The sequence below is a fragment of the Niallia circulans genome, from assembly GCF_003726095.1.
Classification (GTDB): domain Bacteria; phylum Bacillota; class Bacilli; order Bacillales; family Cytobacillaceae; genus Niallia; species Niallia circulans_A.
In genome coordinates, this window is record NZ_CP026031.1 from 1462470 (window position 1) to 1487336 (window position 24867).

The 24867-nt window shown below is 36.2% G+C and carries 24 protein-coding genes and 2 other annotated features; of the genes, 3 read left to right on the plus strand and 21 right to left on the minus strand.

Annotated features, from left to right (window positions below):
- Window positions 1-12 precede the first annotated feature (12 nt).
- From C2I06_RS06855 to C2I06_RS06880, 6 genes are all read right to left on the minus strand, one after another.
- Window positions 13-624: a phosphoribosylanthranilate isomerase gene (locus C2I06_RS06855; RefSeq protein ID WP_123257736.1), complete on the minus strand. Its 612-nt coding sequence runs from the start codon at window positions 622-624 to the stop codon at window positions 13-15.
- Window positions 621-1415: an indole-3-glycerol phosphate synthase TrpC gene (gene trpC / locus C2I06_RS06860; RefSeq protein WP_123257737.1), complete on the minus strand. Its 795-nt coding sequence runs from the start codon at window positions 1413-1415 to the stop codon at window positions 621-623. The genes C2I06_RS06855 and trpC overlap by 4 nt, the downstream gene beginning before the upstream one ends.
- Window positions 1416-2441, minus strand: coding sequence for an anthranilate phosphoribosyltransferase (gene trpD / locus C2I06_RS06865; protein ID WP_095328929.1), 1026 nt, complete (start codon window positions 2439-2441; stop codon window positions 1416-1418). It abuts the gene before it with no gap.
- Window positions 2438-3025, minus strand: a complete 588-nt coding sequence (locus C2I06_RS06870; protein ID WP_123257738.1) for an anthranilate synthase component II — start codon at window positions 3023-3025, stop codon at window positions 2438-2440. The genes trpD and C2I06_RS06870 overlap by 4 nt, the downstream gene beginning before the upstream one ends.
- Window positions 3006-4403 (minus strand): anthranilate synthase component I, encoded by a 1398-nt coding sequence (gene trpE / locus C2I06_RS06875; RefSeq protein WP_123257739.1) that lies wholly within the window; start codon window positions 4401-4403, stop codon window positions 3006-3008. The genes C2I06_RS06870 and trpE overlap by 20 nt, the downstream gene beginning before the upstream one ends.
- 88 nt (window positions 4404-4491) lie before the next feature.
- Window positions 4492-4727: a binding site (T-box leader), on the minus strand.
- 37 nt (window positions 4728-4764) lie between these two features.
- Window positions 4765-5014, minus strand: a binding site (T-box leader).
- A gap of 59 nt (window positions 5015-5073) precedes the next feature.
- Window positions 5074-5715 (minus strand): MOSC domain-containing protein, encoded by a 642-nt coding sequence (locus tag C2I06_RS06880; protein ID WP_123257740.1) that lies wholly within the window; start codon window positions 5713-5715, stop codon window positions 5074-5076.
- 169 nt (window positions 5716-5884) lie between these two features.
- On the opposite strand from C2I06_RS06880, the gene C2I06_RS06885 reads away from it, so the two are divergent.
- Window positions 5885-7183, plus strand: coding sequence for a bacillibactin exporter BcbE (locus C2I06_RS06885; protein WP_123257741.1), 1299 nt, complete (start codon window positions 5885-5887; stop codon window positions 7181-7183).
- 80 nt (window positions 7184-7263) lie between these two features.
- On the opposite strand, the gene C2I06_RS06890 is transcribed toward C2I06_RS06885, so the two are convergent.
- The 3 genes from C2I06_RS06890 to C2I06_RS06900 all read right to left on the minus strand — a co-directional run bounded on the left by C2I06_RS06890 (window position 7264) and on the right by C2I06_RS06900 (window position 10872).
- Window positions 7264-9141 carry a PTS fructose transporter subunit IIABC gene (locus C2I06_RS06890; RefSeq protein ID WP_123257742.1) on the minus strand — a complete coding sequence of 626 codons (1878 nt, stop codon included), beginning with the start codon at window positions 9139-9141 and terminating at the stop codon, window positions 7264-7266.
- Window positions 9142-9214: 73 nt separating this feature from the next.
- Window positions 9215-10123, minus strand: coding sequence for a 1-phosphofructokinase (gene pfkB, locus C2I06_RS06895; RefSeq protein ID WP_095328935.1), 909 nt, complete (start codon window positions 10121-10123; stop codon window positions 9215-9217).
- Window positions 10120-10872: a DeoR/GlpR family DNA-binding transcription regulator gene (locus C2I06_RS06900; RefSeq protein ID WP_095328936.1), complete on the minus strand. Its 753-nt coding sequence runs from the start codon at window positions 10870-10872 to the stop codon at window positions 10120-10122. The genes pfkB and C2I06_RS06900 overlap by 4 nt, the downstream gene beginning before the upstream one ends.
- Window positions 10873-11294: 422 nt before the next feature.
- Here C2I06_RS06900 and C2I06_RS06905 point away from each other — a divergent pair, with 422 nt between their 5' ends.
- Complete coding sequence (locus C2I06_RS06905; RefSeq protein WP_123257743.1) at window positions 11295-11648, plus strand: hypothetical protein; 354 nt, start codon at window positions 11295-11297, stop codon at window positions 11646-11648.
- A 311-nt stretch (window positions 11649-11959) separates the two neighbouring features.
- On the opposite strand, the gene C2I06_RS06910 is transcribed toward C2I06_RS06905, so the two are convergent.
- From C2I06_RS06910 to C2I06_RS06965, 12 genes are all read right to left on the minus strand, one after another.
- On the minus strand, window positions 11960-12553 hold the full coding sequence (locus C2I06_RS06910; protein WP_123257744.1) for a GNAT family N-acetyltransferase: 594 nt from the start codon (window positions 12551-12553) through the stop codon (window positions 11960-11962).
- Between the two features lie 43 nt (window positions 12554-12596).
- The gene (locus tag C2I06_RS06915) at window positions 12597-13325 is read right to left on the minus strand and encodes an exonuclease domain-containing protein (protein WP_123257745.1); all 729 of its coding nucleotides are present in this window, start codon (window positions 13323-13325) and stop codon (window positions 12597-12599) included.
- Window position 13326: 1 nt separating this feature from the next.
- Window positions 13327-14310, minus strand: a complete 984-nt coding sequence (locus C2I06_RS06920) for a DUF294 nucleotidyltransferase-like domain-containing protein (protein ID WP_123257746.1) — start codon at window positions 14308-14310, stop codon at window positions 13327-13329.
- A 173-nt stretch (window positions 14311-14483) separates the two neighbouring features.
- Window positions 14484-15767 (minus strand): ammonium transporter, encoded by a 1284-nt coding sequence (locus C2I06_RS06925; RefSeq protein WP_095328941.1) that lies wholly within the window; start codon window positions 15765-15767, stop codon window positions 14484-14486.
- A gap of 307 nt (window positions 15768-16074) precedes the next feature.
- Window positions 16075-16209: a YjcZ family sporulation protein gene (locus C2I06_RS06930; protein ID WP_095328942.1), complete on the minus strand. Its 135-nt coding sequence runs from the start codon at window positions 16207-16209 to the stop codon at window positions 16075-16077.
- Between the two features lie 195 nt (window positions 16210-16404).
- Window positions 16405-17064, minus strand: a complete 660-nt coding sequence (gene thiE, locus C2I06_RS06935) for a thiamine phosphate synthase (protein WP_095328943.1) — start codon at window positions 17062-17064, stop codon at window positions 16405-16407.
- A 12-nt stretch (window positions 17065-17076) separates the two neighbouring features.
- Window positions 17077-17877, minus strand: a complete 801-nt coding sequence (thiD, locus tag C2I06_RS06940; RefSeq protein WP_095328944.1) for a bifunctional hydroxymethylpyrimidine kinase/phosphomethylpyrimidine kinase — start codon at window positions 17875-17877, stop codon at window positions 17077-17079.
- A gap of 4 nt (window positions 17878-17881) precedes the next feature.
- Window positions 17882-18700: a hydroxyethylthiazole kinase gene (thiM, locus tag C2I06_RS06945; RefSeq protein WP_123257747.1), complete on the minus strand. Its 819-nt coding sequence runs from the start codon at window positions 18698-18700 to the stop codon at window positions 17882-17884.
- 479 nt (window positions 18701-19179) lie between these two features.
- Window positions 19180-19953 (minus strand): TIGR03943 family putative permease subunit, encoded by a 774-nt coding sequence (locus C2I06_RS06950; RefSeq protein WP_164463638.1) that lies wholly within the window; start codon window positions 19951-19953, stop codon window positions 19180-19182.
- Window positions 19954-19974: 21 nt separating this feature from the next.
- Entirely contained in the window at window positions 19975-20985 is a 1011-nt protein-coding gene (locus tag C2I06_RS06955) for a permease (protein WP_164463639.1), read from the minus strand.
- 122 nt (window positions 20986-21107) lie between these two features.
- A complete protein-coding gene (locus tag C2I06_RS06960; protein ID WP_123257749.1) occupies window positions 21108-22025 on the minus strand; it encodes a CobW family GTP-binding protein in 918 nt (305 codons plus the stop codon).
- A 64-nt stretch (window positions 22026-22089) separates the two neighbouring features.
- A complete protein-coding gene (locus C2I06_RS06965; protein WP_123257750.1) occupies window positions 22090-24000 on the minus strand; it encodes a methyl-accepting chemotaxis protein in 1911 nt (636 codons plus the stop codon).
- A gap of 282 nt (window positions 24001-24282) precedes the next feature.
- Here C2I06_RS06965 and C2I06_RS06970 point away from each other — a divergent pair, with 282 nt between their 5' ends.
- Window positions 24283-24834, plus strand: a complete 552-nt coding sequence (locus tag C2I06_RS06970; protein WP_206426399.1) for a class I SAM-dependent methyltransferase — start codon at window positions 24283-24285, stop codon at window positions 24832-24834.
- Window positions 24835-24867 lie beyond the last annotated feature (33 nt).

A 24867-nucleotide genomic window follows, 5' to 3' on the forward strand; every position in this document is an offset into this window, starting at 1 on the left:
CTCCCTCTTTTCTTAAATTTGAACAGTTTTTGCTAATTCTAAAAAAACTCTTATTTTTTCTAAATCTTTCTTGCCATCTGTCTCCACGCCGCTGCTTACATCGACCATAAATGGATGGGTGGTTTCTAATGCTTCCGTAAGATTATTTTCGTTTAGACCGCCGGCAAGAATAACTTTCTTATTGCCAAAGTCATAATCCTTTATCAAATTCCAATCAAACGCTATTCCATTTCCGCCATGATACTTTCCTCTCGGGCTATCAAGTAGTGCATAGTCACAAGGATATGCTGCCACTTGTTTTAAATCCTCTGGCGTGGAAATACTAAATGCTTTAATGATTGGCAAGGAAAAACTTGCTGCGAATTCTGCCGTTTCATCACCATGAAGCTGAATTACATTGATGCCTGTAACATTCACAATTTTCATTATATTTTCTTTGGACTCATTGACAAAAACGCCTACCTTCATTAAATCTTTAGGAAGAGTAGCGATAATATCCTTAGCCTCTTCTTCGCTTATTTTTCTTTTACTATTTGCAAATACAAAACCGATTGCACTTGCACCATAGCTAACAGCACATGCTGCTGCTTCTATTGTTGTAATTCCGCAAATTTTTACATTCATTCTATCTCCGCCCTTATAGACACTTTCATTTCTTTCATTTTTGTTTCAAGATCCGCTGCTTTCATAAAACTTTCCCCTACTAAAATAGCATTTGCTCCGCTTGCACTAACTTTTTGGATATCTGTATATGTGGAGATGCCACTTTCACTAATCATATACCTGCCACTTTCTTTAATTTTCCCTGCCAGTTTCTCGGTAGTATCTAATGTTACTTCAAATGTTTTTAAATTCCGATTATTGACCCCAATTAATTGCGCCTTTGTCTTCAAAGCTCTTTCTAGCTCTTCTTCATTGTGAACCTCTAATAACACTTCCAGACCAATTTCTGTTGCATACGTATATAACTCATGAAGTTCATTATCTTTTAAAGCTGCAGCAATTAATAGGATAATGTCCGCTCCATAATATTTCGCAAAATCAATTTGGATTTTATCGACGATAAAATCCTTGCAGAGAATCGGCAGATTTACTGTATCTCTTACTTCCGCCAAATCCTCATATGTGCCTTTAAAAAATGGGGTATCCGTTAAAACAGAAATGGCATCTGCACCATATATTTCATACATTTTCGTCTGTTCCTTCGGATCTTTATCGATATTTATATCCCCTTTTGATGGGGATGCCCGTTTAAACTCAGCTATAATTGCTAACTTTTCCGCATCCTTCAGTTTCTCTATAAAGGATCTTTTTTTAAAAGAATGCTTTTTCGTATGCAGTACTTCTTTTCTCTCATAAAGGTCAGCAATTGTTTCTCTTTTTTTTGTAATAATTTTATCTAATATGGTTGTCACTTAAATCCCTGCCCCTTCCAATTCTTTACTAACCTCTACTAATTGGTTTAACTTATAAAGTGCGGCTCCAGAGTCAATGCTTTCCTTTGCTATATGGACTCCCTCTCCAATACTTTCCGCTCTTCCAGCTGTATAGATACCAATGCCAGCGTTTAATAGGATTGTATCTCGATATGCACCTTTTTCTCCTTTCAACACTTTTAATAAAATAGCTGCGTTTTCCTTAGCATCGCCTCCACGTATTTGTTCATTTGTATAATATGGCAGATTAACATCATCTGGAGTAAGGACGATTTTCTCTATTCTTCCATTTTGTAAAATGACAAGCTGATTATCGCCTTGCAGGGAAGCTTCATCCATTCCACCTGCTCCATTTAATACAACTGCTCGTTTTCTACCAAGTTTCCGTAAGCTTTCCGCAAAGGTAAGCAATAAATCACTTCTGTATATCCCTAACACCTGGCTTTCCAAAGAAATTGGGTTGGTTAATGGACCAATTAGATTGAATATAGTTGGAAGTCTTAATTCTCGGCGAACCTTCATAATTCTCCCCATTTTCGGCTGCACATGTTGCGCGAACAAGAAAGTGATCCCAACTTCTTCTAATTGCTGCATGTTTTGTTCTGGAGTGATATTTAGCTTAATGCCAAGCTCTTCTAATACATCTGCACTTCCCGTCTTACTAGAAATACTGCGATTTCCGTGTTTAGCGACAGGAATTCCAGCTCCAGCTAACACAAATGCCGACGTGCTGCTAATATTGAAGCTTTGTGATTTGTCTCCACCTGTTCCACAATTATCGATACATCCACTGACAGGCTCAGCAAAAGACAATGTTTGTTTACGAACGGCTTTTACAATACCCACGATCTCTTCCACTGTTTCTCCCTTCATTTTTAAACTTGTCATAAAAGCAGCAATTTCTGTATCGGTAATGTCATCAGAAAAAAGAAGATCAGCGGCCCCTTCCATTTCTGTTTCAGTTAATGATTCATTAGCCATGATTTTCTCCACATATTGTTTCATCTCTGCACTTCCTCTCGAGTTTCATTGATAAAATTTTGCAAAAATTGCTTGCCGCTCTCGGTCCCAATCGATTCTGGATGGAATTGATAGCCATACAACGGATAATCTTTATGTTTGATCGCCATAATTTCATGGTCATCTGTTGAACTAGCCAAAACCTCAAATTCCTTCGTTAATGTACCTTTTTTAATAACAAGAGAGTGATAACGCATCACTTCAATCGGTTCCTCCATAGCATGAAAAAAGGGATGACCAGTAACTCGTAAAGTCGATGTCTTTCCATGCATGACATTTACTGCCTTTACTATCTCAGAACCGAAGGCATATCCAATTGCCTGATGCCCTAAGCAAATCCCTAAAATTGGATATTCTTGATAAAGGGATTGGATAAGTTCGATTAAGATGCCTGCATTTTCTGGCCTGCCTGGTCCAGGAGACAAAACAATTCCATGAGGATTTAATGTCCGAATTCCCTCTACAGTTATTTCATCATTTCGAACAACCTTTATCTCTTCTCCCAGCTCCCCTAAATATTGAAATAAGTTATACGTAAAAGAATCATAATTATCGACTAATAAAATCATGTTGTCCCTCCAAAAATAATTTTAATTTATGGATTGTTTCTTCATATTCCTTTTCTGGAATAGAGTCATGAACAATTCCTGCTCCAGCTTGAATGAATGCCTTTTTGCCTTTAATAACCATCGTGCGAATTGCTAAAGCAAAGTCCATATTCCCATTTTGGGAAAAATAGCCAACAGCTCCAGAATAAATACCTCGTTTTGTTCCTTCTAATTCATTTATAATTTGCATTGCCCTAATTTTAGGTGCACCTGACACTGTTCCCGCAGGCAAGCAAGAAATTAAAGCATCTACACACGAGTAATCCTTCTTTAATTCTCCACTTACTTCCGATACGAGGTGCATAACATGCTTAAACTTTTCTACTTTTATATATTTATCTATCGAAATACTGCCAAAATTACTCACTTTCCCAACATCATTCCTTGCTAAGTCAACAAGCATTTTATGTTCCGCCAATTCTTTTTCATCCAATAGTAAATCTTGTTCTAACTGGCTATCTTCTTCCTTCGTCTTACCTCTTGGTCTTGTACCTGCAATAGGATTGGTAATGACTTTGCCATTTACGGCTTTAATTAAGCTCTCAGGAGAACTTCCGAGCACTGCATAATCTTCAAAATCAAAGAAATACATATAAGGGGACTGATTTTTGATACGCAATTTACGATAATAAGAAAATGGTGATCCTTCTATCTCAGCTGTCATTCTCTGCGATGGAACTACTTGAAAGATGTCTCCTTCTAAAATATATTGTTTTGCTTTCTTCACTTTCTCCATAAATTGTTCTTTTGATATACTTGCTTGAAAGGGAGTTACCTTTACTTCAGGTGAATCTTCTTTATATGGTGCAGTAATCTCTAACTTTCTTATCTGAAGGCGGAACTTTAACTCTTTTTCCGTTGTTGTGTGCTTTAATGGGCTAGCAATTAAATAAACTTTAAGTTCTGAATGATCAAAAATTACCAAATCTTCAAAAAACATTAGATGCACATCTGGAATCCCGATTTCATCCTTTGCTTCTGGGCCAATGTTTTCATATAGTCTGATATTGTCATACCCAACATATCCAAATGCTCCCGCATTAACTGGTAGTTGAAAGGGAAGCGTCGCTTTGTTTTCAGGTAAAAATTCGTTAATAAAATCGAGTGCTCTTCCTTTTCTTTGTTCTCGCTTTTCCCCTTCCACAATAGTTGTTTCCAATCCTTTCCCTATAACTTCAAAGGTTGGATCGCAGCCAATGATAGAAAATCTTCCAGAATCTTCATGTTTTAATGAGCTTTCGAGCAAAAATTTCTTTTTTCCAGACAATCTTTGATAAATACTAATGGGTGTCAGTGTATCTCCTTGGATTTCATCGATTAACAAAATGCTATTTTCCATCATAAATCCTCCTAGTCAGATGCTTTTGAAAAGTGCTCATCTATAAAATTCTATAAAAAAAGTCCCCTATTTGCATTGTTATTTGCAAATAGAGGACGATTCATAAACCGCGGTACCACCTCTGGTTAGAGCGAAGCTTCACTCTCTCTTTACGAGTACAATATTATACTCTATCCCAGTAACGGGGGATACCGTCAGGCCCTACTTCTTTTTCAAGCCCCCACTCAGAAGTCCATTCAGTATAATCAATGTATCGGTTCACACCAGCCACCGACTCTCTTTAACATCTTTCTTATACTTACTACTCTTCCTCATTGTTTTGCCATATTTTTTTGAAAATAAAAAAGGGTCTCTCTCCTATAAAAAGGACGAGAAACCCGTGGTGCCACCTTCATTAGCTTAATAAAATTAAGCTCACTTTAAGAAATCAGTCTTTATTAGACAAATTTCTGTCTCTTGTAACGATGAGACGTTCGCTAAAGCCTACTACAAAGGTTGGTTCGGTTTAGAAGCTCAGAAGTCCATTCTCTTTATCGTCCACACTGGTTCACACCAACCACCAGCTCTCTGACGTTTTCAATAAAGATACTACTCTTCATCATTGCCGTTCGATATGTTAATTACATAATAGTGAACTCTCACATAAAAGTCAACCATTTTCCCCAAAAATTTATTTTACTTTTTGAAGTGCCTTTCTATAGCGATTCTTCCAATCTTCTGCTAATTCGTCAATTTGCAGGATGGAAAGCATTGCTTCTTTATTTGTACGATCAAGAAGCATTACTTTTGTTGCGTCCCAAACTGATATCTTGTTCTGCGGACGTTCTATTAGCTCCATCGTAGAATGTTCGCTGACTACGCCTTCTTCTAATACCTTTAAAAAATAGCCGGTATAACAAGTTTCCACAATTCTACTTAAAAATGGATCAATCTGATTATATTTTGAAATGGTTGAACATGGTACTCTTCCTTGTGTTACCTGAACAATAGCATTTCCTAAAGAAAAAATGTCCCCAATATATGTATTTTTTTCTGTGAATTCCGTTCCGCATATATTTTCCCCCAACGCCGGAGGATTTATTTTTGTTTTAAATTCGTCTTCCCATTTTTTATAATGTTCAAAAGGATAATAACAGACAGCCCTTTCCTTGCCACCATGAAATGCTGGATTAGCAACACCATCGCCTACAAAACCATCAAATGTTAGACTGACTTCACTCACTTTTTCTTTGCCAATCGCGGAAGAAATACTTTTATTTTTCCATATAAATGTTTTTTCCTTCCCAATACTAAGTGTGATAATTTTCCCCACTAATTAAACACCACCACTATTTTTATTTCATCATACCATATTATTGTACGAAAAGTGCTTGTAAACCAAATAATGAAATCCAGTTTTTGGATGAAAGAAAATGCTTTATTTTTTGCCATGACTGTACATATTAACTATAGTTAACTATTTGAAAGCAGGGAGAATGAAAATGGATCATGTAAATGATGATAAAAACATAGTAAACCTTACAAACAAAGCACAAAAGACAGCGAAGAAGCAAAATGTCAAGGTTTCAAAAATGGCGATATTCTCACTTTCTTCCATCCCATTAGTAATGACCCTTGGAAACAGTATGCTGATTCCAGTATTGCCTTCGATTGAAAAAAAGCTGGATATATCCTCTTTTCAAGTTAGTATGATTATTACAGTCTATTCCGTTTTAGCGATCATATTAATTCCAGTGGCAGGATATCTATCTGATCGTATCGGTCGTAAACGAGTGATTATCCCCAGCCTAATAATCGCAGGTGTTGGCGGTGTAATTTCTGGTTTAGCTGCATGGCTGATGGATAACAGTTACTGGATTATCCTTATTGGACGGGCTCTTCAAGGTGTTGGAGCAGCTGGGGCCTTCCCAATAGTATTGCCACTAGTAGGTGATTTGTTTAAGGATGAAGAACAAGTTAGTAGTACTTTAGGAGTTATTGAAACAGCTAACACTTTTGGGAAAGTACTTAGTCCCATTCTTGGAGCTTTTTTGGCAGGATTTATTTGGTTCATCCCATTTATGTCTATTCCTGTCTTCTGTTTGGTTTCCATCGTTTTGATTTTGATCTTTGTAAAATCACCAAAAAGTAAAGAAAAACCTGCACCATTTAAGGAATTTATTCAGCATACAAAAGAAACAATGCATAAAGATAAAAAATGGCTCTATGCCATTTTCTTTATTGGGGTAATCGTTATGTTTGTATTATTTGCCGAAATGTTTTACCTATCAGATATTTTAGAAAAAAAATATCATATAAAAAATGTTAAAAAAGGGCTCTATCTTGCTATACCGCTTGGTGCTTTATGTCTTACTTCCTATATTACCGGGAAAAAAATTAAAAAAGACAAAAACTTAATGCGCTGGATTACTTTTATTGGATTGCTTGCAATCATTATTGGTACGATTGCACTCAACTTCTCGGACAATATGTGGTTTATCATTCTCTTTCTTACAGTGGCTGGCATTGGCATTGGTGCTAGTTTACCACCTCTTGATGCCCTTATTACGGAGGGAATTGAAAAAAAAGAAAGAGGAACCATCACAAGTATATATAGCAGTATGCGGTTTATCGGAGTCGCTGCAGGACCACCTATTATGGCAATTTTAATGAAGCATATCGACCATTTACAATTTTATTTACTAAGTGCAATCACATTAATCGCTGCGATCGCTGCCTTCTTTCGTTTAAAGTACGTGGATGGTCAAGAAGAAAAGAAAGAAAAGAAAATAAACCAATAGAAAAACTTCCATCAGTTCTTTGATCATATTAAAAAAGCTGTAAATTAACGAGTAAAGTCAATTTACAGCTTTTTCTATACTTATTTTTGTTGAACAGGCTTCTTTACTAATCCTAACAATAAAGCTGATATGATCGCCCCTATTACAATAGCCAATAGGTATAGCCATGGATTTCCATCAACCAATCCAACTACGAACACACCGCCGTGTGGTGCTCTTAAACCGATATGGAAGAACATTGATAGTCCACCCGTAACTGCCGCACCAACTGCAACAGATGGTATAACGCGTAACGGATCACCTGCTGCAAAAGGAATAGCACCTTCTGTAATAAAGGAAAGACCCATAATAAAGTTTGTTAAACCTGCATCCTTTTCTTGCTTTGTAAATTTCTTTTTAAATAAAACTGTTGCTAAAGCAATTGCTAATGGCGGTACCATTCCACCAGCCATAATAGCAGCCATTGGCTCAAATACACCGTTTGCAATTAGCCCTGTTCCAAAAACATATGCCGATTTATTGATTGGTCCACCCATATCAATCGCCATCATTGCACCTAAGATAATTCCTAAGAAGACGGCATTACCCGTACCAATATTTGACAGCCAATTTGTCATACCAGTGTTAATAGCTGCAACAGGTTCCATAATCACATAATTCATAATAAGGCCAGTAAAGAAAATTCCTAGTAATGGGTAAAGTAGAATCGTTTTAATTCCTTCTAATGATCTAGGAAGTACTTCTAACACTTTCTTTAGACCGATAACTAAATAACCAGCTAAGAATCCGCCAATTAATCCACCAAGAAAACCAGCACCACCTTGAGCAGCCATAAATCCTGCAACCATACCAGGAGCAAAACCTGGGCGATCTGCGATACTCATCGCGATAAAACCAGCAAGAACTGGCACTAATAATGCAAAGGCATTATCGCCACCAATATATTTAATAACAGCAGCAAAAGCATTATAACTCGGGTCATTCGGATCAGCTGAGTTATAACCAAACATAAAGGAAATAGCAATTAGTATTCCGCCACCAACAACAAATGGCAGCATGTTCGAAACACCGTTCATTAAGTGTTTGTAAATTTGACTACCAATGCCTTTTTTTCCTGTGTTAACTTCGCCGGAATTAGAGCCTGATCCACCGTTATATACCGGTGCTTGCTGGTTAATAGCGCGATTGATTAATTCCTCAGGTTTTCGAATACCATCTGCAACAGGTGTTTCAACCACATGTTTCCCGTTGAAGCGTTCCATTTGCACTTTTGTATCAGCAGCAACAATTACAGCTGTTGCTTTGTCAATTTCCTCTGCTGTCAGAACATTCTTTGCTCCACCGGAACCATTAGTTTCAACTTTAATATCAACACCCATTTCAGCTGCTTTTGCCTTTAATGAATCTGCTGCCATGTAAGTATGAGCAATACCGGTTGGACAAGCAGTTACTGCCACAATAAAATTCTTCTTATCGGCAATATTTTCGTCAACCGTTTCTTCCTCTACATCATAGCTGTCAATTATTGATATTACATCTTGTTTTGTAGTTGCAGTTAATAACTTACTGCGCACTTCTTCTTTAAGCAATAATGTAGATAGTCTTGAAAGTGCTTCGAGATGAGTATTGTTAGCTCCATCTGGTGCAGCAATCATAAAAAATAAATTCGCCGGCTGTCCATCTAATGATTCATAATCGACACCACTGCTTGATCGCCCAAACGCAATAGCAGCAGTTTTTACAGCACTCGTTTTTGCATGGGGAATTGCTATTCCTTCGCCAATTCCCGTTGTACTTTGCTCTTCTCTATTTAAAATCGCTTGCTTATACGTTTCTCTATCTGTTAATTTCCCCGCTGAATGAAGAATATCCACTAACTGATTAATGGCATCAAGCTTACCATTTCCTTCAATATTCAAAAGGATAGTCTCTTGCGTTAATAATTCAGTAATTTTCATTCCATAACGCTCCCTTTTTATTTATATTTTTATCCACTTTCATCTATCTTTCTTATGAAATGGTGTGTATCGATTATGATTGTACTTGGACTTGCGGAAGAAGCTCTTCTACCTTTTCCTTTGTACATAATCCAATTGAAAAAGCAGTCGCACTTCCTGAGGCAATACTATAGCGGAAGGATTCTTTTATATCCTGTGTCTCCTCATATTTAGATAAGAAGCCTGCTACCATGCTATCTCCTGCGCCAACTGAGCTTTTCACTTGCCCTTTCGGAACCGTACTAATAATTTCTTCGTGTTGAGTAATCAAGACTGCGCCATCACCTGCTAAAGAGACGATCACATTTTGCGCTCCCATTTCCAATAGTTTTTTTCCATACGGGATCGCTTCTTCTGGAGTCGAAATAGTTACCCCAAACAATTCACCCAGTTCATGATGATTAGGCTTGATTAAAAACGGTTGATAAGGCAAGACTGCTTTTAATAATTCACCTTCTGCATCTACGACGAAAGAAACATTATTTGCGTGACAGATTTTGACTAGCTCTTCATAGGTGGTTTTAGGAAGAGTAGACGGAACACTTCCAGCTAAAACTAGTAGATCTTCTGACGTTAGAGCAGCAATCTTCTCTTTCAATTCCTGAAACTTTACTTCAGAAATAGCGGGACCATTTGCGTTTAATTCTGTTTCTGTATCACTCTTTAACTTCACATTGATACGTGTATCTTCTTCTACTTTCACAAAATCTGTTTCAATCATTTCTGATAATAGTTGTGTTTCAATAAAGCTTCCAGTAAATCCGCCGACAAATCCTAACGCTTTACTTTGCACGCCCATTTTTTTTAACACTCTTGAAACATTTATTCCTTTTCCACCTGCAAATTTACTTGTTTTTTCTAAGCGATTTAGTTCTCCTAAATGCACTTCTGCCACTTCGATTATATAATCGACAGAAGGATTTAAAGTTAGGGTATAAATCATTCTTTCACAACCTTTATGCTAGTTTTCCTTGAATATAAATCGTTTACCTCTTCATCCAGATAGTTAGTAATAATAGAAGCATTGTGCAAATCAGCTATCTTTGCAAAGTAAACTTCGGAAAATTTACTATCATCTGCGACAAAAAAAGCTTCTCTTGATAATGATAATGCTTTGCTTTTCACCATTGCTTCTTCTTGATCAGCAGTAGTATACCCATATTCAGGATGAATACCATTGACACCCATAAAGCATTTATCGAATCGATAGTTATCAAGACTTAATAATGCGCCACGACCGACTAACGCGTTTGTTTTTTCTTTGACATAACCACCTGTTATATAGGTTTGAATACGAGCTTCAAGTAAGCTTGTCATATGCGTAAGTCCGTTCGTTACCACAACAATGTCTCGATTCTTTAAGAATGGAATCATTTCTTTAATGGTTGAACCAGCATCCAAATATATACTATCTCCATCTTCTACTAGCTTTGCTGCGTATGCCGCAATCATTTTTTTCTCTTGGAGGTTTTTGAACGCTTTTTCACTCATACTCTGCTCCGTTATTTTCCTTTGGAGCCTAGCTGCTCCACCATGCACCCGTTTCAAGAACCCTTCTTGCTCTAATTGAGTTAAATCGCGTCTGATGGTGGATTCTGAAGTATTCAAAACATCTATCAAATCTTGAATTTTCACAACACTATGTTGTTTCAGTAATTGTAAAATAAGTTCATGCCTTTCAGGTGTTAACAAGATTATCACGCTCCCTTTTAGGGTATGTCTTGGGATTATGTCATTTTCTTTGAGGTGATTAACCTTAACTAAACAGGATACGATAAATATGATTTTTACCCTCATTAAAAAACAACTTAATTTAAGAACATCATACTGTAAACGATTTCACATTTCAAGCATTTTCTTTCAAAAACAATCAAATATTATCATATTTTTGACGTTTTGTGAACGTTTTTAGTATAATATGAATTTTTTTATTGTTCTCCCTTTTAAAACTATCATTATTTTTCCCTAAATTATCTCTTTTAATTTACCGATTTTACGAAAATCGCAGCACTAAATGTTCAACACAGATAGAATTTCCTTTATCATTTCCTCGTTGTTTATGGTATTCTGTGTTCTGGTGAGAAAAATATTTACAAAAGAAAAGGAAGGAATATATGAAGAGAATTTCTTATTATTATTTAGACTTTGTTAAAATACTATTTTCTGCGGTCCTTTTATTTGCCATTTTCGGAACAGTTAACGATACGATTATAAAACTTATTACTGGTTACTCATTTCCTAATGTGGAATTTTTAAAGGGAAAGCAGTCTTTAACAGGATTATTTATTTTACAATATATAGGATTTGCCTTGATTTATTTTGTGTTATACAAAAACACTCTATCTTTTATTGGCTTTACTAAAAATCGAGAGCGAAAAAAGCTTTCCTCGATGTGGACGAAATACCTAATACTATTCGGCATAGGATTTATCCTCTTGTTTTATATTGTATTACTCATTGTTTCCTAGATTAATTTAATAGAAAATAATTGCGTAAAAATAAATTGTATGATACTATCAAATCAATATATAGTTGTTTTTTTATAAAATCACACTATATATAGTTATCGATTCAATCTTTAATCCAATGTCTCTTTTCGCTTCTATGAAGCGACTTTTTTTTGGATTAATTTCCTCTATCCGTCTTTAATATCCCCCTATTAATTAAATGTTTTGATCGAAGTGCTTTTTAATTACCAAAATTCATACAAAAAAGCTGCCCGATAAGTTCGAGGCAGCCTATTCATTATTCACTTCCACCTTTAGGGAAGCGGTCTCTATTATGTGCTTCTTACTTGATTTGTATGGGATACACCTACTGAAGCTTCTCGTATTTTTTTAAAATACTCCTCTTTCGTCATACAATAATAAACGCTTGTAATTAACTGGTTATCAAAAAGTTTATAGTGATTGGTTTTTTGGAATTTATAACGAAACCCACATTTTTCATTTACTCGTCTTGACTTCGTATTAAAATCAAAATGACCACACCATATTAAATCCAAACACAATTTTTCAAATCCATATTCTAATAGATGGTTGACTGCTTCTGGCACAACCCCTCTTCCCCAATACCGGGGGTTAAGGGCAAAACCTACTTCGCGCTGTGCTAAATGAGAGAGTTTAACATCAGGCATTCGTTCATGAAAACCAATACTTCCAATCACCTTATTCTCTTCTTTCCAAACAATCGCATATGAATTTTCATTCTGTAAAAAATAGCGGATTACGTCTTTGCTTTCTTGTTCACTTTTATGTGGTGACCAGCCCGCAAACGGACCTACTTCTTCCTTTTGCGCATATTCATATAAATCTTTATAATCCGCTTCCTTCCATCCTCTTAATAACAGTCTTTTTGTCTCAAACACATCCATTTACATTCACCACCAGTAAATTGTTAAAACTTTGTCCTCTATTTTATCGACATGCTAGCCTTTCATATATATCCTGTAACGTGCGACAGCCCAATTGTTCAGCCCTTTGTAAATACTGACACCATAGAACAGCAGTTAATTTAGCATCTCCTAAGGCATGGTGACGATTAATGACTGGAATATCACTAAATTCGCACCATTCCTCTAATGTCAATATTCTTTGTTGTGGTTCAACGATTTTAAACAAGAAAGAAGTATCAACGATTCGATGCTTAAATGGTGTTTTAAAACTTCTCCAGCATGCAGACTGCATAAAGCTTTTCTCATGGGAAGAGTGGTGAGCAATGAGCGTATCATCTTTTACAAAACCAAAAAATCGCACAAGAACATCAGATAAAGACGGCGCATCAAGTAAATCTTCGGTTTTAATTCCTGTTAAGCGGCTTATTTCTTCTGGTATCTCTACTCTAGCGTTTACTAATGTATAAAATTGCTCATCTAAAATATCGCTCCCCTCTACTTTTATAGCACCTATTGAAATAATTTGATCGCCTTTATCAGGTAAAAATCCCGTTGTTTCAATATCAAAAACAACTGCTTTTAAATTATTTAATGGTAACCTAGAGGCAGCCTCAACCTTTAAATCCTTTTGAAGCTGTCTCATAAAAGCAATTTGCTGAGAATTACTCCCACTTGAAGTAGCGTGCAATACACTCGAATTTACTTTTCCATATAAATCTCTCATATATTGAAGAAACGATTCGACTCCCATTTTAACACCCTTTTTCAATTATCCTTTGTACTTGATGATATAATTTGATGCCATGGCGCATTAATCCTTTTATTTCTTGTCTTTGCTCTTTCGTTAACTCTTTTATATTCAAATAGTGAACATCTTCATAAGTTTTTGCCTCTTTAAATGAATTAATGCGATAATCTAATATTCTCCGAAAAGAGCTTTCATATGGTTTTAACCAGTTGTCATATGTCTCCATCGTTCTCAATGTTTGAATGCGTTCTAACGTCGATGTTTGCTGGATTTTTTCCTTAATAGAGAGAAGTCTAATCGAATTGACATACGGTAAATACATCGTATGCTTCAAATGAATCGATCCTCTGTGACTTCCTGTTCTTTCAACAAAAAATTGGCCAAATATTCCGACCCCTTTTTTTATACGCATTACATTATTCATAAATCTTTTTAGAAGCATTGGATGAAGAACGCAGAACTGATGAATATAACTTCTCAACTCTTGAACATAATTTTCCTCTCCAAATAGTTGTCTACTATCATAAAAGATTTGCAAAAATCTAATTGATTCCCAGTTTTCTTTTTCCATCCATTGCTGTAATTGGTGTTTCCATTCTTCTACGGATTTGCACCAGATTGGATTACTACTCATGACTTTCCCTTCACAATATGGATAACCTATTTCATTTAGCGCATCACTTAGCCATTCTCCAAAATGGATAAAATATTGATTGCTGTTTTCGTCATTGCTTTCATAGATAATGCCATGATCTTGATCGCTAAAGATGCCTTGCTCTTTTCTGCCAGCGCTTCCTGTAACAAACCAGACAAATGAGCATGGAGGTTCTCCATAATTTTTTTTATATTCAAAAAGGATGAATTGAAATAACTCCATAAATAGTTCATCGTAAAAATCATTTAATTGAGTGTTTTGATAAGTGGTTGTTTGTAAAAAAAGTTCCTTTTCTCTTTTCCATTCATTTAATCTATGATTTTTAGAGCACATCCATGCACTTCCTTCTTTAGTCGATATTTATATTAATCTGTATGTCTATCATAACATGTTCTTATTTGCAATTGATTTATGAAAAAAGATAAAAGTCTCACTTTTCAGCGAGACTTCTATCCTCATTTAATTTACAGGCTGTTTTCTTAATCGCGACTATTAAACGTCTGATTTTATAAGCTTTTTGTTTCGTCTTTTGACAAGAATGCTTCCGGGTAACCATATGAACCATGTTCACTAATATCTAAGCCCATAATTTCTTCTTCTTCTGTTACTCGTAGTCCGCTAACCTTCTTGATAACAAATAGAATGACATAGCTTATTGCAAAAGCGAATAACCCACAAGTTATAACACCAAGCGCCTGCACGCCTAATTGCCCAAAGCCTCCGTTATAAAATAGACCAGCTTTCCCTACTCCCGTATATTCCGCTAACTCTGCTGTTGCAAATAATCCATTAGATAGTGTTCCCCAAATTCCCGCAGTACCATGAACAGATAGTGCAAAAATTGGATCATCGATTTTTCTATTCTCGAAGAAGCGAACACTATAAAATACCAGTACTCCAGCAATTAAACCAATTACTACTGCTGCCCAAGGCTCAACGAATGCACAAGATGCTGTGATGGCAACGAGACCTGCTAAGGCACCATTTAGCATGGTTGTAATATCTGACTTTCCTAAAACAATCCAGGAAATTAGTAGTGCTGCTACTGCGCCAGCTGCTGCTGCTAAGTTTGTATTTAAAGCAACATATCCAAAGAAACCGTCTGCTACAGAAACTGTACTACCTGCATTGAATCCGAACCAACCGACCCAAAGAATTAATACGCTTAACGCTGTATAAACTTGGTTATGACCAAATATCGGGTTAGCCGAACCATCAGCATTGTATTTTCCAATACGCGGCTTTAAAAGGATCGTAGCTGCTAGAGCCGCTGCTGCACCAGTTAAGTGAACAACAGTTGAGCCCGCAAAGTCTTGCTTTCCATGCTCAGCTAACCAGCCGCCTCCCCAAATCCAATGGGCAATGATAGGATAAACCAATATACCGAATAATACGGAGAAAATTAGATATACAGATAATTTCGCACGCTCCGCAAAACCACCAAGTGCAATTGTTAAAGAAATCCCTGCAAACGCTAGTTGGAAGACGAAGAAAACAGTAGTTTGTAATCCATCTCCATCTATTTGGCCAACGCTACCGCCATTGTAGAAAAACTCACTCATTCCGACAAAGAAATTAGCATTGTCTCCAAAAATAAATCCATAACCAACAGCCCAGAAAACTAACGAAGCTATCCCAAATGTAAAAATTGTTTTACCAGCAATATGGCCTGCATTTTTCATTCTTGTCGAACCTGCTTCTAATAAGATAAATCCACCAAGCATAAAAATAACTAAAATTGCAGCAATCATCGTCCACAAGCTGTTCATTAAAAACTCTAAATTTTCCATTAAGTTACCTTCCCCCTTTATGTACGTTATTTTTCCATCGAGTGTCATATAATCTAACACTCTAATAACTTTATTTTACCCATATTAAATTTTCTGTCAATAAGTATTTTAAATTTAATTTTCTTAAAACTTAAAATATTATATTTATTTTATTATACCTGTTGTTTTATTACGATAATTGTATGTATTTTTCGATATTTTTCCGAAACCGTTACCATTTATATTTTAAAAATACCCATTAATGAACAAAACGTAAATTCTTTTATATGTAAAAAAAGCTGACACAAGGTCAGCTTTTTATCTTTTATTAACAAATAAATGTCGCACCGACGATAATTAATAAGATAAACAATACTACGATTAATGCAAATCCGCCACCGTAGCCAACACCACCAACAGCTCCAGTACCATATCCGCATCCATATCCACCATAACCGTACATATATACATCTCCCTTTCTCTTTTGTAGTAGATTAACCATTTCTTTTTTGGTTAACGAATAAGGAGCCTTTATATTTTCTTTATTCTAGCTCCTCTACAAAACCATTGTATGCAGGCAGCTATATTTGGGTTGGGTGAATGTCTATTTTCCGCAAAAAATATAAACTCTTGCCATTTTACTTAAAAAAAATATAACTTATGCTTGGTCAAAAACTGCTTTTCTTAAGTTTATCGTTTGTTTATAAGGATTTTCTGCCAAACTTATTTCCGAAATAACAGCAACTCCATCTGCTCCTGCTTGTATAACAGGAGGAGCATTTTCAGTAGTAATTCCCCCTATCCCAACAATCGGTATCGAAATGTTCTCTTGTCTTACTTTTTCAATAAGAGAGGTGCCTTGTACTGCTTTGGCATCCTTTTTCGTACTTGTTGGGTAAATAGGACCTATGCCAATATAATCCGCTCCTGCCTCTATCGCTGCTTTAATCTCCTCTATGGAGTGAGCAGAAACCCCCAACAGTTTATTACCTAACATGTTTCTAACTTTTATGGCATTTTCATCATCTTGACCGATATGTACCCCATCAGCATCAATGGCCAAGGCTAATTCAATATCATCATTCACAATGAATGGAACATGATATTGCTTGCAAAGTTCTTGCAACCTTTTTGCCAGTTGAATTTTGTCTTCTCCTCTTAATGCCCCATTTCCCTTTTCGCGAAATTGGAAAATCGATATCCCGCCTTTAAGTGCTTCTTCCAAAATAACTTTTGGATCAGATGTACTATTGTTGCTTCCCGTTATAAAATAAATTTTCAACAATTGTTTTATTCGTTCTTTTGTATAAGTTGTCATATATCCCCCATATTATCTTTTGCTTTCTTGGTAAGCCCAATGGTTGGTTGGACCATGTCCACTGCCTATATGAAGATCATTTTTTATAGCTTGATGAATAAAATCCTTCCCTAATCGGAAAGCTTCATTAATAGAATAACCATTGGCAAGGGCCGCTGTAATCGCAGCCGAAAAAGTACATCCTGTTCCATGCGTATTTTTCGTTGGAATTCTTTCCGCCACCAAGCTTGAAAAATCGCTGCCATCAAATAATAGATCAATAGCTTCCTTCTCGGCCCCATGTCCACCTTTTATAACGACATAAGCAACCCCCATCGCATTTAATCTTTTGGCAGCTTCTTTCCTTTCCTCTATATTTCGAATATCCATCCCTGTTAATACCTCTGCCTCTGGTATATTCGGTGTTAAAACAGTAGCTAGAGGGAGGAGCTTTCTTTTCATGGACTCTGCTGCTTCCTTCTGCAATAAATTAGCACCACCTTTAGCGATCATCACAGGGTCAATCACCAAATTTTTCCAATGATACTCTTTTATCTTTTCCGCTACCAATTCAATTATTTCACTATTAAATAGCATACCTGTTTTTAACGCATCTGGTCGTAAATCCACTGCGATAGATTCTAGTTGTTTCTCAATTGCCTCAAGCGTCATTGGGTATACCCCATCTACACCTCGGGTATTTTGCGCGGTAATAGCGGTGATGGCACTCATTCCATATACTTTAAGTTCTTGGAAGGTTTTTAGATCTGCTTGGATTCCAGCTCCTCCGCCACTATCTGACCCTGCTATTGTTAATGCTTTTGCTGTAGCCATAAAATTACCCCCTCTTAATCTCCACTCTCATCGCTTCTTTTACATTCTCTTCCTTTATTTTCGATAATTGATTTAATAATTCGATTTGAAAACTTCCTGGACCTTCTTCACTCGTCTTTTCAAAAGCATCTTCTGATGCAACTCCATATGCTACTAAACCAGCTATAGAAGCAAGAAAGATATCCTTTTCTACTGCAATAAATGCACCAAGAATGGAGGAAAGTAAACAACCTGTTCCTGTAACCTTTGTTAACATGGAATGCCCATTATGGATAATAGCCAGTTTCCCGTCAACTGCGACTATATCTTGTTCACCTGTTATAATCACTGGTACTTGTAAAAGCTTTGCAGCTTCCAGCGCGATTCCTTGATTATTATGTTCGCCGACAGAGTCTACTCCTCTCATTTTTGCTTTAATTCCAGCTACATTCGCTACTTCTGCTGCATTTCCGCGAAGCAAGCTGATTTTTACTTCCTTCATAATACGGTGCACAGATTCCGTACGGTAACTAGTAGCTCCTGCACCAACAGGGTCTAAAATTACGGGTGTATTCGCCTGATTCGCAGCCTTCCCAGCAATAATCATACTCTCTACATTTTCAGCTGTTAGTGTTCCAATATTTAGGACAAGAGCATCCGCTACTGCTGCCATTTCTGCAACTTCTTCCTTTGCATATGCCATTACCGGTGAAGCTCCTAATGCTAGTAATCCATTTGCCGTAAAGTTAGTAACAACAACATTAGTAATATTATGAACCAACGGAACATGTTTTCGAAGTTTTGTTAAAATAGCCGGAATTACCATGTCAACTTTTTCATTCATCTCTTAATCTCATTTCCTTTCTAAAGTTCCCTATTAATCTTAAGACTATTAACGTTTTGATGGCAAAGTGATCTCCCTCTCACGGGAATTCCCTTTCATAGTACCTTTGCAGATAGTATTTTCTGAGGCCGATTTATTCTCCTCAAATATAGATATGCTTACAATGGCATCTTCCCGTTTCAAACGTGAAATAAATTACGTACAAACAAAAAAAGCCATAACTAACTGAATTCCTAACACGGATACGAAGGAAGCGCCGTGCGATTTTTCAGCAATTATGGCAAAATAAAAACACTACGCCTAAGCAAAGTGTTTTGATCCCATTACACCTCCCTACGCTGGCATTATCCAACAGGTTCATTCGGTCAATGGCAGATTAGCCATACTCTCAGCCTGTTTCCACAAGCCCCCGCTTATATTTAATTGAATTCTCTTAAATTTTAACGAAAAAATAGGAATAATGCAAGAATGGTAGCCTATTAGTCTAATGAATATATGTAATCTTCATCAGGTGCTATTGTTTCTTCGGCCTTTTCTAGTTTAATGATAGGCATTATTTGACCCTCATATTCCTTCTTATCCAATTTTCCTGTTATCACATACCATTGATCACTTTGTAATCCACCAACTTCGCCCTCCAGCATGTAACCAAACAAGCCTAAATCTGCAATACAATGGGTCATGACATATCTTGCAATAACTGCTTGATTATCGGAAAAGGATTCTTCCCGATGAATAAAACCCGTAATCATCACTTCTTTACCCGCCATATCATCCAAATTTGTATGAATCATATCCATTGTCTGCAAATAATTGTCATCTTCAATTGTAATCATATCTTCTTTTTCAGAGGTTTTGAGCTGACCTTCACTAACAGAAAAGGTTTGTCCTTGCTCAAATTGAATATTTGGGAGCATGCTTTTATCAATCGACATGTCTTGTAAGGTAAAAAACAACATCAACGGGCTAAAGAATAGCAGATAAGAAAAAGTAAGGTTCAGGAAAGAGGCATTCTCGTCGCATACATCACAATCACAATCTGCTCCCTTTAAGTTGCTATTTAACAACCAGAAAAAACCAAGAAGAAACATTAATGTCATCGTTATACCTAATAATGGCACCATTTTAGGGGCAACAAGCTGTCCGACATCTCCTGTCACCAATAACTTGAAAATAAGGAGACTGAAGCCAATCAGCACAATTCCTTGCAGTTCGTTTGCTAATTGCCAGGTTGGACTCCATTTAATTTTCACCATTTTTCCTCCTTATATGTGTCATGAAAACAAAATGAATCGTGAAGCTAGCGAAAGCAAGAAGACAATCATTGTAACAATCGTAATAAACACGAATACGAATTTCACCCGAAAAGAGGCCATCATGACAAATGTATTCTTAAAATCAAGGATTGGTCCAAAAACTAAAAAACCAATAATCGCTTCAGGGGTAAACATCTTGGAGAAGGAAGCTGCTACGAAAGCATCTGCCTCTGAACAAAGTGATAGCACATATGCTAGCCCCATCATTACTGCTGTTCCTTCAATTGGTGATTCCCCCGCCTGCATGATAAAACTATCCTTTAAATATACTTGGGCAACACTTGCAAATACTGCTCCAACAATGAAATATTTCCCGATCGTAAAGAATTCATGACACGTATGATGCAAAATTCCTTTCCATTTAGAATCACCTTTGTTTTCATTAATAGGAACGGCTGCCATTAAATCTTCCCTTTGTGTTTTTAATACCTTTTGTTTCGAAAAAAAGAAATAAATAATGAGACTCACTATAATGGCTGCCAATACGCAAATGATAAAACGTCCGTATGCAATCGATAAATTATGTTGGAAGGCATAGTACGTACTGCCAAAAACGATAAAATTAAGAATTGGAGCTCCCATTAACAAGACAACACCAATATGGACAGGAATTCCTTTTTGAATTAATCTGCGAACAACTGGAATAATGGCACATTCACAGACTGGTGTAATCACTGCAGCAATTAAAGCAGCACCAATGGCCGCTATTGGGTTTTTCGGCATAATTCTAGCAATATACTCTTCTGAAATATAAATATTAATTATAGAGGAGGCGATAGCACCTAATAATAAAAACGGAAGTGCCTCAAGCAAAATCCCAAGAAATAACACAAAAATAGTTTTTATTTGATCTGGCAATGCGAAGCTCCATTGCTTTGCCACATAAAGATCCCCGAAAAAAAATAGATACATTAAAGCGATAAATAAGCAAAAGATAAAAATATCCTTCATACGAGTTGGGATAGACATAGCATACTCCTTTTCTTCGATCATGTATCCTTATATAGTTTATATCTATGCTTGTCCTATCCTATCTATGCAAAAAATAGTGTATCTTATGCTAGATTCGATTAAGATACACAAAGAAAGTATTATAGAATTACTTTTTCAGGTAATTTTTCACCTATTAAAATGATCTCTCCTTTTCGATCAGGAAGATATTCCTTTACTTTTTGCCATTCTAGCAAACCAGAAGCATATTGAAAATGATACCAAGAATGATCATCACTATTTTTGATTGTTCCTTTAGCTCGCAGTAACTTATCTTGATTATTTTTTAAGAAATCTCGTAATTCGCTTTTCGTCATAGGGGTTGTTTGAACTATTTTCATTGCTTTAATATGATGATGGTGATGATGATGGGAAATAGATTGGTCTTTGATTTTAGTACCTTCCTGTTTTTCCAAATATGCTGTTACTCCATGGCCATAGTTACTATGTAATAACGGAGCATCAGGATTTATCTTTCTAATTCGCTTTTCCACCTTTTCAACAGCAAGCTTGCTTGAAAGCTGATCGATTTTATTTAGGACTAATACTGTTCCGTTCTCAATTTGCTCTTTCTGCAGCTGCCTCACTTCTTTGCTGCTCGAAAAAATACTTGTATATTCTGTAAAATGCAAGCTGTCAATTAAACAAATTCTTTCAACGACCTCAAATTTATCTCTATATCTCTGTTCACTAAATGTCTCCATTATTTCGCAAGGATTTGCTACTCCTGTCCCTTCTAACAACACAATTTCTATGTTCTCTTTATGCAATGTCACGGTTAGGTCATTAAGTGTTGATCTTAAATCTTCTTTGATGGAACAACAGACACATCCATTTAACAATTCATAGAGTGACTCCTCTTTAAAAAGGTGTTTTTCGATATTTGTTTCCCCAAGTTCATTCAAGATAATAGCATATTTTTTATTTTTCCCTTTAAAATATTCCATACATTTTAATAGAGTTGTTGTTTTTCCGCTCCCAAGAAACCCATTTATTAAATAAACTTTTATTTTTTCCACGAAAATACCTCCTGCATATAAAGCCTAACGCTACTTTATGCAAGAGGTACTTTTCATATGACGATTAATAGGTAAATTGATGAAGATTTCGTTTGAGTTGTTCCGCCATATTCAACAAATTCTTTGCGGAACCTGAAATTTCTTCAATAGCAGCCAGCTGTTCTTCCGTTAGGGATACAACTTCTTCAGAAGAAGCCGAATTATCAGAGGCAATCTGCGCTAATTCGCCTGCTGTGATGCTTACCTCCTTTAGAGTGGTTGCCATCTCATTTGAAGTGTCCGTAACTTTTTGAATATGTGGGGTCATTTCCTTCATACTATGTACAATTTCTTGAAATCTTATATGAGATTCATCCGTTACTTCTAGTCCTGTTTGAACAGCTCGTGATACCTCTGCCATTCTTTGAACTGTATTCTCGGTCGTTTTCTGTACATCCGTAATTAATTGCGAAATATTACTGGCAAATTGTCCAGACTGTTCCGCAAGTTTACGTACTTCATTTGCTACAACAGCAAAACCTTTGCCTGTCTCCCCCGCCCTTGCTGCTTCTATCGCTGCGTTTAATGCAAGAAGATTCGTTTGTTCGGAGATAGTAGTAATGCTTTCTGTTATTTTTTCGATATGCTTGGATTGTTCTACGAGTTCTTTAATCATTTTATTTGATTCAGCAACTGTCCCATTGATTACATGCATTTGTTCCAGTGTTGCTTGTATGGAGTTCCCTCCCGCATATGCTTTTTCTATCGTGCCTGTTGAAAGATCTGAAACCTCTTTACTAAAAATAACGATTTGATTTGTTCCATTTAAGACAGACTTAAGACTATCGACATTATTATCCAAACCTTTTGTCTGAATTTCCGCACCGCTAGCTACTTGCTGGATAGTATTGGTTACATGCTCTGATGCAATAGTCACCTCATTCGCACTTGCTGTTAACTGACCGGCACTTGCAGCGACATTCTCGGAACTTTGCTCGATATTGCTAATAAGCTGTCGTAAATTATTTTGCATCGTATGAAATGCTGCTGCAACATCGCCAATTTCATCTTTAGCAGTTATGTTAATGTCCGTAGTTAAATTCCCTTTACTCACTGTAATGGCTTGTTCTTTCAATTTTTTAATTGGTTTGATAATAGAGGAAACAATCACCATCATCATGATCCCTCCAATAATAATAGAGACAGCTAATATCCCTGTTACCGCATACAATAGATCTTTGGAATGATTGACAATTTCTGATTTTTCCATCGTTCCTGCTAACTTCCATCCAGTCAGCTTATTTGTCTGAAAAACCATTTTCCGACTAATCTTATCTGCTGAATAATCCAATGTGCCAGCTTGTCGGTTATAAAGTGTTTCATAATAGGAGGCTTTCACCACACCCCCTTGTTTTTCATCTGGATGAACAATAAACCGTTTCTTTTGATCAAGTAAGATGACATAGCCTTCTTTTCCAAATGTTATTTCACCTGCGAGTTCTGCTAAGTAATCTAAATTCATGGTTACTGCCATAACGCCAGCATTATCTGCAATCGTTTTTCCAATGGTAATAACCATCTTTTTAGAAACTGGGGAAAGATAAGGATCCATGATAACTGCTTCTCCTGGTTTATTAACAGCCGCTTTATACCAATCTCTCAACCTTGGATCCATATGATCATTATTTTCCTCCATAGACTTCTGAAAAAGCTTTCCATCATTTGTTCCAATATAGATACTAGAAACTTCAGGATGGACTTGGCTATACTGCTCAATGGTTTTCTGCAGAGTTTCCGGATCTTTTTCCAATAGTTTTTTCGTCATTGTTTCTGTTAATGCTGACACATCATAAATTTTTTCAGACATTAAATTGGTTATACTCTTATCCAGCATGTTTAAATTAGTACTCGCATTGCTTATAAAATCTTTTTCCATCTGCTTGTTTGCATATAAAAAAGAAAATACACCAATTAAGATACTCGGAATTAATAGCATTGCTAAAAAGGAAATAATAAGCTTCTTTTTTAACGGAATTCCTTTTCTTTTTTTATAAGAAATTTTTTCATTGTCATCTCCCCTCTCTTTGAATACGCATACATTCTTACATGAAAAAAGGTAATCCTTTCTGTACTATTATTTTACAATAGATAGGCGATGATTCCTATGTCATTTGACCTGTTTTTTATTTGTTACTCGTTAACATTTTTATCTTGTCGAAAAAGTAATTTATATTCTATATTGTATGCTAATGGTAATTTCTAAAATGGAGGGATTCATATGAAGGATGAAACGATAAAGATTGTTATTGGTGCTGGGGAATACAGGAATAATCCTGGCTGGATACATACACAGGAAGATGAGCTTAACTTATTGGACGATTCAACTTGGCTAAAGTTTGTAAAATGTTCCATAGACGCTATTTTAGCGGAACATGTATGGGAGCATCTCACCTTTGAGGAAGGTGTTCAAGCAGCTTCACTTTGCTATCAATATTTGAACCCAGGAGGTTATATTCGCTGTGCTGTACCAGACGGTTTCTTTCCGGATGAATCGTATCAACGAATAGTGCAAATCGGAGGGCCCGGGCCTAAAAACCATCCTGCCTTCACTCATAAGATTGTTCATAATTATCAAACATTGTCAAAAATGTTTGAATTAGCAGGATTCGAAGTACATTTATTGGAGTATTGTGATGAAGAAGGTGTTTTTCATGAAAATGAATGGCACGGAAAAGATGGCGTGATTTTTAGGTCCAAAAAATACGATCAAAGAAATAACGGGGAAAAGCTTTTATTTCCTTCTCTTATAATCGATGCATGGAAAAGATAATGAAAAATTAACCAGTGCATTCCCTTATAAATA